This is a genomic window from Kiloniella sp. (assembly GCF_965205715.1).
GTDB lineage: Bacteria > Pseudomonadota > Alphaproteobacteria > Kiloniellales > Kiloniellaceae > Kiloniella.
Window position 1 is genome coordinate 85936 of record NZ_CBDBHW010000002.1, and the last position, 16295, is coordinate 102230.

Annotated in this window: 14 protein-coding genes and 1 pseudogene; 12 read left to right on the forward strand and 3 right to left on the reverse strand. The window is 45.2% G+C overall.

Annotated elements, in window-relative coordinates; all coding sequences use genetic code 11:
• The first annotated feature begins 40 nt into the window (after positions 1-40).
• The 11 genes and pseudogenes from ACOGW3_RS02580 to ACOGW3_RS02630 all read left to right on the forward strand — a co-directional run bounded on the left by ACOGW3_RS02580 (position 41) and on the right by ACOGW3_RS02630 (position 11311).
• Positions 41-1678: an ABC transporter ATP-binding protein gene (locus ACOGW3_RS02580; RefSeq protein ID WP_419901528.1), complete on the forward strand. Its 1638-nt coding sequence runs from the start codon at positions 41-43 to the stop codon at positions 1676-1678.
• Positions 1675-2808, forward strand: coding sequence for an ABC transporter permease (locus tag ACOGW3_RS02585; protein WP_419901529.1), 1134 nt, complete (start codon positions 1675-1677; stop codon positions 2806-2808). The genes ACOGW3_RS02580 and ACOGW3_RS02585 overlap by 4 nt, the downstream gene beginning before the upstream one ends.
• Positions 2801-3775 (forward strand): ABC transporter permease, encoded by a 975-nt coding sequence (locus ACOGW3_RS02590; RefSeq protein WP_419901530.1) that lies wholly within the window; start codon positions 2801-2803, stop codon positions 3773-3775. The genes ACOGW3_RS02585 and ACOGW3_RS02590 overlap by 8 nt, the downstream gene beginning before the upstream one ends.
• Before the next feature lies 1 nt (position 3776).
• A complete protein-coding gene (gene cdd / locus ACOGW3_RS02595; RefSeq protein WP_419901531.1) occupies positions 3777-4178 on the forward strand; it encodes a cytidine deaminase in 402 nt (133 codons plus the stop codon).
• Positions 4171-5004: pseudogene (locus tag ACOGW3_RS02600) on the forward strand (purine-nucleoside phosphorylase). The gene cdd and the pseudogene ACOGW3_RS02600 overlap by 8 nt, the downstream one beginning before the upstream one ends.
• Positions 4997-5752 carry a deoxyribose-phosphate aldolase gene (gene deoC, locus ACOGW3_RS02605; RefSeq protein WP_419901532.1) on the forward strand — a complete coding sequence of 252 codons (756 nt, stop codon included), beginning with the start codon at positions 4997-4999 and terminating at the stop codon, positions 5750-5752. Before ACOGW3_RS02600 ends, deoC begins: the two are co-directional and overlap by 8 nt.
• Positions 5752-7074 (forward strand): thymidine phosphorylase, encoded by a 1323-nt coding sequence (gene deoA / locus ACOGW3_RS02610; protein WP_419901533.1) that lies wholly within the window; start codon positions 5752-5754, stop codon positions 7072-7074. Before deoC ends, deoA begins: the two co-directional genes overlap by 1 nt.
• A gap of 1 nt (position 7075) precedes the next feature.
• Positions 7076-8296, forward strand: a complete 1221-nt coding sequence (locus ACOGW3_RS02615) for a phosphopentomutase (protein ID WP_419901534.1) — start codon at positions 7076-7078, stop codon at positions 8294-8296.
• A gap of 38 nt (positions 8297-8334) precedes the next feature.
• Positions 8335-9300, forward strand: a complete 966-nt coding sequence (locus tag ACOGW3_RS02620; RefSeq protein ID WP_419901535.1) for an adenosine deaminase — start codon at positions 8335-8337, stop codon at positions 9298-9300.
• Positions 9301-9339: 39 nt separating this feature from the next.
• Positions 9340-9936 carry a thymidine kinase gene (locus ACOGW3_RS02625; protein WP_419901536.1) on the forward strand — a complete coding sequence of 199 codons (597 nt, stop codon included), beginning with the start codon at positions 9340-9342 and terminating at the stop codon, positions 9934-9936.
• A gap of 253 nt (positions 9937-10189) precedes the next feature.
• The gene (locus ACOGW3_RS02630) at positions 10190-11311 is read left to right on the forward strand and encodes an NAD(P)/FAD-dependent oxidoreductase (protein ID WP_419901537.1); all 1122 of its coding nucleotides are present in this window, start codon (positions 10190-10192) and stop codon (positions 11309-11311) included.
• A gap of 72 nt (positions 11312-11383) precedes the next feature.
• Here ACOGW3_RS02630 and ACOGW3_RS02635 read toward each other — a convergent pair whose 3' ends face one another.
• Together ACOGW3_RS02635 and ACOGW3_RS02640 are read right to left on the reverse strand one after the other, a co-directional pair.
• Complete coding sequence (locus ACOGW3_RS02635) at positions 11384-13456, reverse strand: methyl-accepting chemotaxis protein (RefSeq protein ID WP_419901538.1); 2073 nt, start codon at positions 13454-13456, stop codon at positions 11384-11386.
• Positions 13457-13538: 82 nt separating this feature from the next.
• A complete protein-coding gene (locus ACOGW3_RS02640; RefSeq protein WP_419901077.1) occupies positions 13539-14771 on the reverse strand; it encodes an ISL3 family transposase in 1233 nt (410 codons plus the stop codon).
• On the opposite strand from ACOGW3_RS02640, the gene ACOGW3_RS02645 reads away from it, so the two are divergent.
• Positions 14758-14892 (forward strand): hypothetical protein, encoded by a 135-nt coding sequence (locus ACOGW3_RS02645; protein WP_419901539.1) that lies wholly within the window; start codon positions 14758-14760, stop codon positions 14890-14892. The genes ACOGW3_RS02640 and ACOGW3_RS02645 overlap by 14 nt on opposite strands.
• Before the next feature lie 6 nt (positions 14893-14898).
• Here the strand turns inward: ACOGW3_RS02645 and ACOGW3_RS02650 are convergent, their stop codons facing one another.
• Positions 14899-16131 (reverse strand): ISL3 family transposase, encoded by a 1233-nt coding sequence (locus ACOGW3_RS02650; protein WP_419901077.1) that lies wholly within the window; start codon positions 16129-16131, stop codon positions 14899-14901.
• Positions 16132-16295 lie beyond the last annotated feature (164 nt).

The following is a 16295-nucleotide window of genomic DNA, read 5'->3' on the forward strand; positions in this document are numbered from 1 at the left end:
TTAGAAAACAGAAAATTGATAATACTGTATTAGGTTTTTTATGAGTATAAAAAGCATCAAGACTGATAAGTCTGACGCAATGGGGGAGCAATCAGCTCCCCCACCTGCTATTGAACTTAAAGCCATCAGCAAAAGCTTTGGCCCTGTAAAAGCAAATCACAATGTGGATTTAAAGGTTCTCCCGGGAACTATCCACGGCATCATCGGAGAAAATGGTGCCGGAAAATCTACCCTGATGAGCATTCTCTACGGCTTCTACGAGGCTGATAGAGGAGATATCTTCATACATGGCCAAAGAAAATTAATCCATTCTTCTAGAGATGCGATTTCTTTTGGCATTGGTATGGTTCACCAGCATTTTATGCTCGTAGAAACCTTTACAGTTCTTGAAAATGTAATGCTCGGCGCAGAAGGCACTCCTCTTTTGAATGAGAGCAGCAAAGTTGCCCGGGAAGAACTTATAAAACTCTCCAAAGAATATAGCCTATCAGTCTATCCCGATGCCTTAACTGGCGATCTCCCCGTGGGGTTGCAACAACGGGTCGAAATATTAAAAGCACTGTATCGCGGCGCCGAAATTCTTATTCTCGACGAGCCCACAGGCGTTTTAACACCACAGGAAACAGATCAACTGTTTAAAATATTGGATATACTCCGCAGTCGTGGTGTATCCATTATTCTGATCACCCATAAACTTCAGGAAATTATGGCCATTACGGATAGAGTAACTGTAATGCGTGCTGGCACCATGGTTTCTGAAAGAGAAACTGCAGACACTTCTAAAAATGAACTCGCCGAATTGATGGTTGGACGTAAAGTCCTTTTGGAAGTTGATAAAACGGATGCAAAACCAGGTGAAATACTCCTCGAAGCCAAAAACCTCAGTTACAGTGAAGATGGTATTAAAAAGCTCGACGACGTTTCCCTAACACTTAAAGCCGGCGAAATCGTTGGTATCGCAGGTGTATCTGGAAATGGCCAAACCGAGCTTTTGGCGGCTTTAAGCGGTATTTGCCCATTACAGACTGGTTCAATAGAACTCGATACTGTCAAAATCGATGCCCAGGCACACAAAACACCTAAAGAGTTTCGTGAGTTAAGTGTTGGTCATGTACCTGAAGATCGTCATCGAATGGGAATGGTTACTGCATTTAATGCCCAAGAGACAGCCATTATGGGGTTCCATGAGGATCCTGCTTACAATGGTCAAATTCTCATGGATAACAAAGCAGTAGAAGAGCATTGTCGGCGTTTGATGCAGGATCATGACGTTCGTCCTGAGGATCCAAAACTTAAGTCTGCCAATTTCTCTGGGGGCAATCAGCAAAAGCTTGTTCTTGCCCGTGAAATGGATCGTCACCCCAAAGTACTCCTTGTGGGACAGCCTACCCGCGGTGTTGATATTGGCGCTATTGAATATATTCATAAAAACCTGATTGCCATGCGTGATGCCGGCTCAGCGATTTTGGTTGTCTCTGTTGAGCTTGAAGAAATTATGTCTCTTAGTGATCGAATTCTGGTGATGTTTGAGGGACGCGTGGTTGGCGAAGTTGCTGGTAAGGATGCTGATGCAAGACAGCTCGGTCTTCTTATGGGGAATGCAGGAACTCAAGCTGATGTGGGCCCCAAAAGCGCAACCCAAAATAATGATGAGCACTCTGAGGGGATCCCGGCATGAGTAGTCCAAGTAAAGCTCTCCCAGCATGGATCGATGTCGGTGTAATTCCTCTGATCAATATTATGTTGGCATTTTTTGTTTCAGGTTTGGTTATTTGGCTTATAGGCGAAGACCCCGTCGAAGCTGTCAAAATCGTTGTTTATGGTGCATTCGGCAACGATTATAATTTAGGTTACACCCTATACTACACGACGAACTTTATCTTTACCGGGTTAGCTGTTGCAGTCGCATTCCACGCCAGTCTCTTTAATATCGGGGGAGAAGGACAAGCCTATATTGGTGGACTTGGTGTTGGTTTAATTTGCCTCGCTCTTGATCAGTATTTCCCCTTTTGGATCATTCTCCCTCTTGCCATAGTTTCTTCAGGGCTTTTTGGTGCAGCTTGGGCCTATGTCCCAGCTTATCTTCAAGCTTATAGAGGCAGCCATATTGTTATTACGACAATTATGTTCAACTTCATCGCCTTTAGCTTGATGAACTATCTGTTGGTAAATGTCCTTATCGAACCCGGGCAAATGTCACCAGAAAGCCGAGACTTTTTAGCTTCCGCCCAAATACCGACAATGCAAGAAGCTGTAGGATGGTTTGGATTTGAAATCCAGAAAACCCCGTTAAATTTATCAATTCTCCTTGCTTTATTTAGTTGTGTTTTTGTCTGGCTGTTCATTTGGCATACCCGTTGGGGTTACGCGATCAGAATGCTTGGTTTTAATGAGAATGCCGCAAATTATAGCGGCATCAATACACAGCGCTTAGTCGTTGGTACTATGTGTCTTTCTGGTATTCTTGCCGGTTTTGTTGGCATTAATGAGATCATGGGCGTTCATCACAGGGTCCTCTTGGATTTCACTGCTGGTGCGGGCTTTACAGGTATCGCTGTCGCATTGATGGGCCGTAATCATCCAGTCGGTATTGTTATTGCCAGCCTTCTGTTTGGCGCTCTTTACCAAGGTGGAGCTGAACTTTCCTTTGAAATTCCGACTATCCAGGTTGAAATGGTAAAGGCTATTCAAGGGCTTGTAATCCTTTTCTGTGGTGCATTGGCATATATGGCAAGACCTACTGTTGAGCGTATCTTTATGGCCATTGTCTCAAACAAAGAAGTTGTAGGGGAGCAAGCCAATGGATGATTTGTTCCTTTTACTCCTGTCCACTTTGGATTCAACTCTGCGGGTTTCTGCACCACTCGTTCTCTGTGCAATGGCAGGTATTTTCTCAGAGCGCTCAGGCATTATTGATATTAGCCTTGAAGGTAAATTATTAGGAAGTGCCTTTGCTGCAGCGGCTGTTGCCGCCGTCAGTGGGTCGGCGATTGTTGGCTTATGTGCGGCGATTGTAACCTCAGTCTTGATGGCTATCCTTCATGGCTTTGCTTGTATCACCCACCGTGGCAACCAGGTTGTCAGTGGTCTTGCGATAAACATTCTGGCTTCTGGCCTTACGGTTACACTTGGTGGCGCCTGGTTCCATAAAGGTGGCCAGACGCCAACGCTAAGTGGTGATGCACGCTTTTCTCCGATTACCTTCCCCGGAGCTGAGGCACTGGGTGATATTCCGGTACTGGGACCAATATACTCGGAGCTATTAAGCGGCCATAATCTATTGGTTTATGTTGCATTCTTGGCTGTGCCTGTGACCTGGTGGATCCTCTACAAAACCCGTTTTGGTCTGCGTTTGCGTGCGGTTGGGGAAAATCCACAGGCTGTTGATACGGCGGGTATATCAGTAACCTTCTTAAGGTATCGTTCCGTGGTTATCGCGGGTATCCTCTGCGGTATTGCGGGGGCTTATCTATCCACAGGACAAAATGCGGCTTTTGGTAAGGAAATGTCCGCTGGCCAGGGCTATATTGCTTTGGCAGCGATGATTTTTGGTAAGTGGAAACCTGTACCAGGCCTTCTGGCTTGTATGCTCTTTGGTTTCCTCGATGCCATGGCTGTACGTTTGCAAGGTGTCAAATTACCTGGCATTGGTGAAATCCCGGTTCAATTTATGCAGGCCTTGCCTTATGTGCTAACTGTGGTTTTGTTAGCTGGTTTTATTGGTAAAGCAGTAGCGCCAAAAGCGATTGGCCGACCTTACGTGAAGGAGCGGTAGCGTGGAACTTTCTACAATCCTTAAACAGCTTAAAGAAAACATGTCGCGGGCCTATGCGCCTTATTCGAAATTCCATGTTGGCTCTGTTATACGCTCTACTGATGGAAGTTATTACAATGGGTGTAATGTTGAAAATGCAGCATACCCCCTAGGTGTCTGCGCCGAAGGTGGCGCAATTTCTGCCATGGTTCAAAATGGCAGTCGAGAAATAGCTGAAATTTATGTCATGGGTTCTGGTGATGAACTCGTGACCCCTTGTGGCGGATGTCGCCAGAAGATCCGTGAGTTTTCAACGCCAGAAACCAAAATTCATGTCTGTGGCCCAGAAGGCTTACGACAAAGTTTTACTATCGAAGATCTCCTTCCATTTTCATTTGGACCTGATAATTTGAAACATGACTAACTCAACACAATCCACGAATAATGCATCATTAGAAATTATCCGTGGCCGCCTTCAGGGCGTTATCCCAAAAGTAGCAATTATCCTTGGTTCTGGTTTAGGACCACTCGTCGAAGCCGTAGAAAACCCAATTACAATTTCATATGATGATTTGCCTGGGTTTCCTAAACCTTCTGTAGAGGGCCATGCAGGTTCTCTCATTTTAGGTCAAATCAACTGTACAGAAGTCCTGATTTTACAAGGACGCAGTCATTATTATGAAAACGGTAACGCCACAGGCATGTTGACCGTAATCGAGACCATAAAAGAACTCGGTTGCTCTCAATTACTCTTAACCAACGCAGCCGGTAGCCTCAACAAAGCTGCTGGTCCTGGCAGTATCATGTTGATTAACGATCATATTAACTATTCAGGCATGTCCCCCTTAATTGGTGCGCGCGGAAATGATCGCTTTGTTGACTTAACCGACGCTTATGATCCCAAGATTCGTAATGAGCTAATTCACACAGCTAAAGAAAACAAAATTGACCTCCACGAAGGTGTTTACATGTGGTTTTCCGGCCCCAATTTTGAAACGCCTGCCGAGATCCGCGCAGCGTCAATCCTCGGTGCTGATGCCGTTGGAATGTAGACTGTACCCGAAGTTATTTTGGCGCGTAGAGCAGATATTAGAACTGCAGCCGTATCCATCATCACCAACTATGGTGCTGGAATGAGCGATACAGCCCTCACCCACGAACAAACAATGCGAAATGCTAAAATTGCGGCCCAAAATCTCATTTCCCTGGTAAGCTGCTACCTTAAAGATCTGGATGATGCAAATGACTGATAATGCAAAACTGGCCCTAAGCTTGCTCGATTTAACAAGTCTGTCCGCTGATGATACTGATGAAAGTATACGCGAACTATGTGCAAAGGCTGTAACGCCGTTCACAACTGTAGCTGCAGTCTGTGTCTATCCTCCGTTTCTACATCTCTGCAGGGATACTCTCCAAGGAAAAGGCGTAAACTTTGCCGCGGTATCAAACTTCCCCACGGGAAATGAAGGCCTTGAGGCCGCGGTTGCACAGACAAAAAATATCATCGAGCTTGGCGGGACAGAAGTTGATGTCGTCGTTCCCTATCAATCCTGGATGTCTGGCGATAAAACGAGTGCACCTGAGTTGGTTCGCGCCTGTAAGGATGCTTGTGGTGAAAAGGTTTCCCTAAAAGTTATACTTGAAAGCGGTGCGTTCGAAGACCTTTCCTCTCTTTATGAGTTGAGCCTTGCTGTCATTGATGCCGGAGCCGATTTTATCAAGACCTCTACAGGAAAAACGGATGTCTCGGCCACCCTTGAGGCTGCCAAAATTATGCTGAAGGCGATCAAGGATAGTGGGAAAGCCTGTGGTTTCAAAGCTTCTGGCGGCATTAGAACCCATGCACAGGCAGTAGAATACATGGATCTTGCAGCCCAGATAATGGGATCAGATTGGGTGAACTCTAAGAACTTCCGATTTGGCGCCAGTGGCCTTTTAAACGATCTGTTAGCAGTCCTAGGCCACCAAAAACAGGCGGCTGATAAAGGCGGGTATTAATGTACCTTCCTCAGGAACTCATTCGAAAAAAACGAGAAGGCATACCCCTGAATGAAAAAGAAATAGCTTTTTTTGTTCAAGGGATTACCAACGGATCCATTAGCGAAGGGCAAATTGCTGCCTTTGCTATGGCCGTTTTTTTTCGTGGAATGTCCGAAGCAGAAACCGTTGAGCTGACCCGCTCCATGACTTGTTCTGGGGATGTTATTGATTGGTCTGAACTTAAAAGCTTAGGGCCTGTACTCGATAAACACTCAACAGGTGGTGTCGGTGATAAATTAAGCTTGATGCTTGCCCCTATTATCGCAGCTTGCGGTGGTTATGTCCCTATGATTTCAGGACGCGGGCTTGGTCATACCGGGGGGACACTTGATAAACTTGACGCTATTCCCGGCTACCAAACAGTGGTTGGTATTGATAATTTCAAGCAGGTAACCCAACAAGCAGGTTGCGCCATTATTGGGCAAACAGAAAACCTCGCTCCAGCTGATAAACGTTTCTATGCCATAAGAGATATTACAGCGACTGTAGAATCTATCGCATTGATCACTGCTTCCATTCTCTCCAAAAAGCTGTCTGCGGGTCTTCAAGGGCTTGTGATGGATGTTAAAGTAGGCAATGGTGCCTTTGCCGATAATCTTGAGATGGCTGAAGAACTCGCAAATTCTATTGTGAAAGTAGCAAGTGGGGCAGGATTACCAGCTTCAGCACTGATCACAGACATGAACCAGGTTTTAGGATCTACTGCAGGAAACAGTTTGGAAGTTCACGAAGCTCTGGACTATTTAAAATCGGAAACTCGAGATAGCCGACTTGAACAGGTTACGACTTCACTTTGTTCCGAACTCCTTATGACGGGTGGGCTTGCGCAAACATCCAACGAGGCCGAAGCAAAAATTAAGACCGTTTTGGATAATGGTCGTGCTCTCGAACTGTTTCAGAAAATGGTTTCTGGTCTGGGCGGACCTTCTGATTTCTGTGATAAACCGGAAAAATATCTGCAAAAATCGAAAGTGGCTGTCGATATTTTTCTCGATGAAGAGGGTTATTTGTCATCGACAAATACTCGAGACATTGGCATGGCAGTTGTATCTCTGGGCGGCGGAAGAAGCAAAGTAGGACAAGCCCTGGATTACACTGTTGGCTTTGATCATATTGTTCCAATTGGAACGAAGGTTGATCGTCATACGCCCATTGCCCGCGTACATGCCAAATCCGAGGAAGATGCTAAGTTCGCCGCCTCTCAATACAAAATGGCACTGAGCGTAACACAAGAGAAAATCACGCCCTTAAGCCCCATCCTAAAAAAGATTGTAAATTAAAATGCCTAGAGCTTTCATTTTATTATTAGATTCATTTGGAGTTGTTGGGGCCCCTGATGCAAAGGCATTTGGTGATCTGGGTGCGGATACTCTTGGTCATATTGCAAAAGAATGCGCTGCAGGTCGGGCTAATCGCGATGGTTTACGTGGTGGGAAATTAACGCTTCCGAACTTGGAATCCCTGGGGCTTGGCTTCACTGCCAGAGCAAGTACCGGAGATCTCCCTGAAAGTTTTTCAAGCGATATCAAACCGACTTCTATCTACGGTGCAGCAAGCGAAGTGAGTAATGGAAAAGACACCCCGAGCGGTCATTGGGAAATTGCTGGTGTTCCCGTCAATTTCGACTGGGGATACTTTCCGAATGAAACCCCTTGTTTCAAGGAAGACCTCGTTACATCCATTGTTAAACAAGGTCAGTTACCTGGCATACTGGGTAATTATCATGCTTCGGGAACCCAGATTATTGCGGAGCTCGGGGAAGAACATGTAAAAACCGGAAAACCGATTATCTACACATCCGCTGATAGCGTCATTCAAATAGCAGCACATGAAGAAAGCTTTGGCCTGGATCGCTTATTAGATCTTTGCCTGAAAGTTCGAGATCTTGTTGATGAGCTGAATATCGGTCGTGTAATTGCACGCCCCTTTACCGGAACGGATGCCAGCAACTTTGCGAGAACCGGAAACCGACGAGATTACAGTGTTCTGCCCCCTGCCCCGACTTTATTGGATGGAGTGAAAGCTGCTGGGCGTGAAATGATCGCCGTAGGAAAAATCGCAGATATTTATGCTCATCAAGGGCCTACCCAGGTTATCAAAGCATCTGGTCACGATGAGCTTTTTGATAGAACAATGGAACAAGTCCAAACTGCACCAGAAGGCTCTTTGACCTTTACTAACTTTGTTGATTTTGACAGCCTTTATGGACATAGAAGAGATGTTCCTGGGTACGCAGCTGCCCTCGAAGACTTTGATATGAAGCTCCCCAAACTTATGGACGCTTTAAAACCAGACGATCTCGTCATTTTAACTGCCGATCATGGCTGTGATCCAACATGGGGCGGGACAGATCATACCCGCGAAAATATTCCAGTTATCGCTTTTGGCCCTGATATTTTGCCAAAAAATATCGGCCTGAGGGATACCTTTTCCGATATAGGTCAATCAGTTGCAAAACATCTCGGAATTCCATCACTAAAATTCGGCACGTCTTTTTTATAATACAACAACAAAGCTCACACACAGGCAAGGGCAACAAAATGGTACTAAAAGCGGAACTGCACTCGCATCTCGAAGGAACAGCATCTCCAGAACTCGTAAAGCGCCTTGCCAAACGTAACTCAATGTCACTCCCTGCCGAACTCTTTAAAAATGATGGTACTTTCAAGTGGACGACCTTTTTAGAGTTTCTCAATGCTTATGATCTCGCGAGCTCCGTTATCAAGACACCCGAGGATTATCGAGACGTTACTTACGATTATTTGAGGCAATGTGCTGAACAAGGCACAATCTATGCTGAAGTCATGTCTTCCCCTGACCACGCAGCAATGGCCGGGATGAGTTATCAAAACCATCTCGATGGCATCGTACAGGGTATTGAAGACGCTCAGTCTGACTTTGATATTGTGGGGCGCTTAATTGTTACTTGTGTACGTCATTTGGGACCAGAGAGATCCATAGAGGTTGCCAAACAGACAGTTGCATCTCCCCATCCTCTTGTTGTTGGATTTGGTATGGGGGGAGATGAAAATGCACACCACCCATCTGATTTTTCCACTGCTTTTAACACCGCCAATGAATCCGGACTATTGTGTAACGTTCATGCAGGAGAGATGGCAGGACCGGAATCTGTCCATGCAGCCTTAGATCATCTTCCTGTAAAAAGAATTGGGCATGGTGTAAGGTCGATTGAAGATCCTAATCTTGTTCAAAGACTAATAGATCAAAACATTACTCTTGAAGTTTGTCCCGGAAGCAATATTGCGCTGGGTGTTTACCCAAATTTTGCTGAGCACCCCTTCTTAAAGTTAAAAGAAGCAGGATGCAAAGTTACCCTGAGTTCCGATGATCCTCCCTTTTTTCATACCACAATTGGTAATGAATATAGGATTGCTGCCAATCATTTTTCTCTTTCAGATAATGAATTGACTGAAATTACCAAAATATCACTCGAAAATTCATTTGCTGATCAAAAAACCAAAGACAAACTTATCGCACGTCTGTAAACAGTCCTGATACTTTCTCTTAGGTAACGAATAGTTCAAATGGCAAAATTATATTTTTATTACTCCTCTATGAACGCGGGAAAATCCACGGTTCTTTTACAGTCGAGTTATAATTATCAAGAACGAGGTATGGGAACCCTTCTGTTTACAGCGGCCTTGGACGATCGTTATGGAAAAGGAAAGATATCCTCTCGAATAGGCCTTCAGGCAGAGGCGCTAATTTATACTAATGAAGATAATCTATTAGAAATGGCGAGGACTGAGTTATCCGAACGCAAGATCAATTGTGTTTTCGTTGATGAAGCTCAGTTTTTAACCAAGGAACAGGTCTTCCAGATTAGCGAGATAGTCGATCAATTGAATATCCCTGTTCTCGCCTATGGTTTGAGGACAGATTTTCAGGGCAATCTTTTTGAAGGCAGTAAACAACTATTGGCATGGGCAGATGTTTTGCATGAGTTAAAAACAATTTGCCATTGCGGCAGTAAGGCAACAATGGTCATGCGTGTCGATGAAAATGGCTTGGCAATTAAAGAAGGTTCTCAAGTCGTGATTGGGGGCAATGATCGTTACGTGCCGGTATGCAGAAAACATTTTAAAATCGAAGTACTCGGATTACCCCAGAAAATTACTTAATCCTGTTGGATTACATTTCCGATATTCACACCAGTGGGCAACACCTACTGGATATCCTTGATAACATTTTCGACCTTTCCAAGATTTTTCTGGTCGTCACGTACCAGAAAAAACGTCCGTTGAACTTCAAGCCAGAAATAACGAGACTTCATAAGGGTAATTGAGAGATCAAAAATACTTTTGATCAGGGTGCGTTAATGTATAACTTAAAAAGTCTCATTATCTCTCCTTTAATTACTCTAATGATATTCCAATGAATAAACATGCTGATATTCTTGTTATCGGTGGTGGGATTGCAGGTATAAGTGCCGCCGCACGTATGGCCCCAGATGCCAAAGTAATTGTCTTAGAACAAGAACAAGCCTTGGGGTACCACTCTACTGGGCGTTCTGCAGCGATCTTCATACGTAATTATGGTAATGATGTCCTGCGTGCTTTAAATGCTGCGAGTTCAGACGTTTTAGAAAATCCGACAGGAATCTCTGATCGTTCCCTCTTATCCATACGCGGTGAACTATTGGTCGCTACAGAAAAAGAGGTACCTGAATTTGAAACTTACCTCAAAGGTGCGGTAGGTATTGAAGAACTAACTCCTAAGGAAGCCACTGAACTGGTTCCTATTCTTCGCCAAGATAGATTGCAGCGTGTCGCAATCGAACGTGATGCCTATGACATTGATGTCGACCGTCTACTTCAGGGATATGCCAAACTTTTGCGCTCTCATGGCGGAGAAACGGTCATGGCTGCAAAAGCAATAGAGATAACGAAGCAGGATAACTATTGGAACGTTAAGACACCTGCAGGGGCCTTTATAGCTCCAATTATCGTCAATGCCGCGGGTGCTTGGGCGGATGAGATTGCTCAACTGGCTGGCGTTACGCCGGTTGGGCTAGTTCCTATGCGGCGCTCTGCGGCGATCCTACCCGCTCCTAATGGATTTGATGTCACACAATGGCCCCTCGTCGTATCAGCTTCTGAAACATGGTATTTCAAACCTGAAGCTGGCAAATTAATGGTATCTCCTGCAGAAGAAATACCCGTAGAACCACATGACGCCTGGGTCGACGATTTGGTCTTGGCCGAGGGCTTAAATCGCTTTGAAAAGGCCGTAACCATACCCGTCACCAGAGTTGAACGCTCTTGGGCAGGATTACGTAACTTTGTTAAAGATCGCACCCCTGTTGTTGGTTTTAGCCCAGATCCTGATGGTTTCTTCTGGTTGGCAGGACAAGGCGGCTACGGTGTACAAACTTCACCGGCACTTTCGTGTCTGACTGCTGATTTAATGTTCGGACGCAAACCACAACTCTCCTCTGAAATTGTGGCGGCTCTAGATCCCGGCCGAACTTCACTAACACCAAAAGATAACCCATGAAACAAAACACTGCTTCATGGGTTCAGGTACTCAAACTTAATGACTAATCTTATCTTGAGTATCTAACTCAGCTTAACTCACCGACCTAAGTTTATTGATAAACTCGTGAACCTGGGTTTCTAACAGCTTTGCTTCTTCTGCAAGTCCTGAAGCCGATGTCTGCACTTCATTCGCGGCTGAACCCGTAGTGCTGGCAGCCTCTCTTACCTGGGTAATATTCGATGTAACCTGATCAGTACCATTAGCTGCTTGTTGAACAGACTTCGTGATTTCCGCAGTGGCCGCCCCCTGCTCTTCAACGGCAGAGGCTATTGCAGTCGCGACTTCGTGGATTGAATTAATGGTTTGAGAAATACCGTGAATTGCTCCGACGGCATCGCGTGTTTCCGTTTGTATAGAAGTAATTTGACCAGATATTTCTTCTGTTGCTTGTGCCGTTTGATTGGCTAGCGATTTTACTTCTGAAGCAACAACGGCAAAACCCTTGCCAGCTTCTCCCGCTCGAGCGGCTTCAATAGTTGCATTAAGTGCAAGTAAATTGGTCTGTTCCGCAATGTCATTGATAAGCTTCACGACTTCGCCAATTTTGTCTGCAGCTGCGGCCAACCCCTCAACTTTTTCATTTGTCCGGGATGTTTCTTCCACAGCATTACTTGCAATATCCGCAGACCGCTGAACTTGAGAGCTAATTTCATTAATCGAGGCGGATAGTTCTTCTGTTGCAGCCGCGACAGACTGTACATTTTGTGAAGCTTCTTCCGCTGCTCCTGTTACGACATCAGCCTGACTGGAAGAGTGCGTTGCCGCCCCAGCCATACTTTCAGCTGTTGTCCGCATACCATCCGCAGATCCAGACACAGATGTAATAATTTGCCCAACAGAAGCTTCGAATTCATTGGCCATTAACATACGAGATTCCTGGCGTTCATCCGAGGCACGTTTTTCAGCCTCAAGCTTTTCAGCCTCCATGTGGATTACTTGCTCAGCATTCGCCTTAAAAAGATCTAACGCCCTATTAATATCGCCAATCTCATCCCCTCTGTCTTGCCCAGTGACCTCAACTTTATAGTTTCCTTCCATAAGAGCCGTAATCACCTTCATACTTCCCTGAAGTGGGTTACGTATCATTACCCGTGACATCAATAAAAGGGCGGTAACAAGTACCACTAAAAGAATGCCTCCACCGATGATCGTGTAGCGCTCCATGATAACCGCCTGTTCGGTCATCTTATTAACAGGGACATTAATAACAACGGACCAAGGATCTTTTGAGTCCCGAACATTCACAGGAATAAACAGACGATAAACTTCGCCATCCACTCCCTCGAGGGTTTGACCATCTTTAACAAGAGGCACAGCTGTTTCAAAAAGAGGGTTGTTTTGATCCAAAGGCTTTCCGAGAAGCTCCGGATTAGTATGCGCAACCCACTGACCGTTATTTGATACCAAGTTAACTGTACCAGTTTCAAAAGGCGTTAACTTGTTAAATGATGCAGCCATATCGTTGAGGTTCATATCAACCCCGACCACTCCCAGGAAATTATTATTCGCATCTAAAATGGGATAAACAAAGGATGTCAGGGTTACAATGTTACCTTCGATATCATATCCAATGGGATCAACAATCGCTGGCTTTTTTGTCCGTTTTGGAAGGTAATACCAATCGGTTTCTGGCGTCGTCTGATCCGTATCATAAGCTGTTATGATCGACGGAAAGACGCCTTTACCAAAATTATAGTAATAAGATAAATATCGCCCACTAGGGTTATCTTTATTGGCATAGTCAGTATCTTTGCCATCTAAAGCATTTGTCTCGTACCCGGCCCAAGCCCCAGCTAAAACAGGGTTTTCAGTTAAAGTTTGGCGTAATATTTCATCATATGCAGATCTGTTCGTTACCCCCGCTTCCCTCATCCCGATAAAGGTTTGGGTAAGAGAATGAGCCACAGTCATCCCGATATCTAATTGACGTTGAACCTCGGTAGCTTCTGCTTTTCCGATGGCTCTAGCCTGATCAAGGGTTAGATTACGAACCGTGTTCTCAGTTGTTCTAGCCATAAGTACAATACTAACAGCCAAACAAACGACGACGATTAAAGCACTCCATAGTGTTAATTTTGCACTTAGCGATAGTTTATTCAGCATAAGATTTTCCCACCTTCCAATGACGTAATATGCACAGGTATTATTGTATTTTTAGGGCACTTCTCCGCTTTGTTGAGTAGATTTAGGATTTCAAATAGAGCATAGATTGATTATCTGGAATGGATGATTGTCTAATTTTGAGTTTGAAGTATTCGGTATCCTTGATGCCTCTGGCTCGCTTACGGATCATTCCTATACTGACATTACCAGCCTCTATCCTGGCGCTTGTGAGCTTGTGTTTGGCGTAGTTGCAGATGCCCACACAATGTTTCCGTAGGGATTTCGCGAACTTTTTTAGATAGAGCATCTGTGACTGATCTGCTATCAGGCACCAACGTTCCAGTTGCTCCGCCATCGCCTCAAATGAAGCGGCACTCCACAGCAGCTGAAGCTGTTCTTTCAAGACGTAAAGTGCATTCAGGTTGCTATTGCTCTCCAGCAACCTTTGCAGCTTGTCACTTTGTTTTTCACTCAACTTATCCGCATTTTTGAGCAACAGATAATGTGTCCCTTTCATCAACTCTTTACCACTTGGATCGGCCTTTCTGAACTCAAGTCGACGCTGATTATGGATAGCTTTGCTGTAGTTTTTCATGACGTGGAAACGGTCAAATACTATGTCGGCCAACGGCAAGGACTCTCTGACAGCCTTTTGGTAGGCAGGCCCCATATCCATCGCTACGGCCTTTATTTTGCAGGCTGTATCTGGTTGCAGTTGTTTCAAAAACCTTGAAAAAACCTCGGCAGTTCGGCCTGCTTCAACCCAGATCAGATGACCGCCAACCATATCGTAGACCACCGTCATGTAGTCATGACCTTTCGCCCGGGCAACTTCATCTACACCAATATATTCCAAGCCAGTTAGCTCTGCAGGATCAAGCGTAGGGAGAGTTTCAATAAGGTATGCCCTGTCGATATTCTTGACCGTTTCCCATCGTATATCCAAATGTCTGGAAACCGCTTGAATAGACATATGCCGACATAATCCACTGATCAGTCGGCAAAATCGGTGAGTGAAACGGCACCCTTTATCAACAAAATCACACCCCTCAATGCGGCGTTCGCCCTTGTTAATATAAACCTGCGCCAGCTCAATCTCGACCACACAAGGATACCCAAAAAGGGGGATGTCGTTTACTTGTCGGCGGACATGCTGGTTGATGCTTCCCTTCTGGCCTGTAGCAGGGTCTATAGCCCTCCTACGCGCGTCTCGGCTGCAGTGAATGACAATCTTAACACCGCCGTCATCCAGTTTAATTTCATTTACACGTTGCCCTTTGAGGCCTAAAATATGCTGCGAGATGTTGATTGTCATATACCTGCTCTATGTAAAGTTATCAGAAACCATACATATCAACAGGTTACTTGGCGGTCGGCATCTTTTTCTACTCAACAAAGCGGAGAAGAGCCTTGTTGGCACTTCTCCGCTTTGTTGAGTAGATTTAGGATTTCAAATAGAGCATAGATTGATTATCTGGAATGGATGATTGTCTAATTTTGAGTTTGAAGTATTCGGTATCCTTGATGCCTCTGGCTCGCTTACGGATCATTCCTATACTGACATTACCAGCCTCTATCCTGGCGCTTGTGAGCTTGTGTTTGGCGTAGTTGCAGATGCCCACACAATGTTTCCGTAGGGATTTCGCGAACTTTTTTAGATAGAGCATCTGTGACTGATCTGCTATCAGGCACCAACGTTCCAGTTGCTCCGCCATCGCCTCAAATGAAGCGGCACTCCACAGCAGCTGAAGCTGTTCTTTCAAGACGTAAAGTGCATTCAGGTTGCTATTGCTCTCCAGCAACCTTTGCAGCTTGTCACTTTGTTTTTCACTCAACTTATCCGCATTTTTGAGCAACAGATAATGTGTCCCTTTCATCAACTCTTTACCACTTGGATCGGCCTTTCTGAACTCAAGTCGACGCTGATTATGGATAGCTTTGCTGTAGTTTTTCATGACGTGGAAACGGTCAAATACTATGTCGGCCAACGGCAAGGACTCTCTGACAGCCTTTTGGTAGGCAGGCCCCATATCCATCGCTACGGCCTTTATTTTGCAGGCTGTATCTGGTTGCAGTTGTTTCAAAAACCTTGAAAAAACCTCGGCAGTTCGGCCTGCTTCAACCCAGATCAGATGACCGCCAACCATATCGTAGACCACCGTCATGTAGTCATGACCTTTCGCCCGGGCAACTTCATCTACACCAATATATTCCAAGCCAGTTAGCTCTGCAGGATCAAGCGTAGGGAGAGTTTCAATAAGGTATGCCCTGTCGATATTCTTGACCGTTTCCCATCGTATATCCAAATGTCTGGAAACCGCTTGAATAGACATATGCCGACATAATCCACTGATCAGTCGGCAAAATCGGTGAGTGAAACGGCACCCTTTATCAACAAAATCACACCCCTCAATGCGGCGTTCGCCCTTGTTAATATAAACCTGCGCCAGCTCAATCTCGACCACACAAGGATACCCAAAAAGGGGGATGTCGTTTACTTGTCGGCGGACATGCTGGTTGATGCTTCCCTTCTGGCCTGTAGCAGGGTCTATAGCCCTCCTACGCGCGTCTCGGCTGCAGTGAATGACAATCTTAACACCGCCGTCATCCAGTTTAATTTCATTTACACGTTGCCCTTTGAGGCCTAAAATATGCTGCGAGATGTTGATTGTCATATACCTGCTCTATGTAAAGTTATCAGAAACCATACATATCAACAGGTTACTTGGCGGTCGGCATCTTTTTCTACTCAACAAAGCGGAGAAGAGCCATTTTTAGCAACAAGAATTCATGCTAATCCGTGCTTTTGTTTGGTGAAGACAATACCCTCTTGGTATTA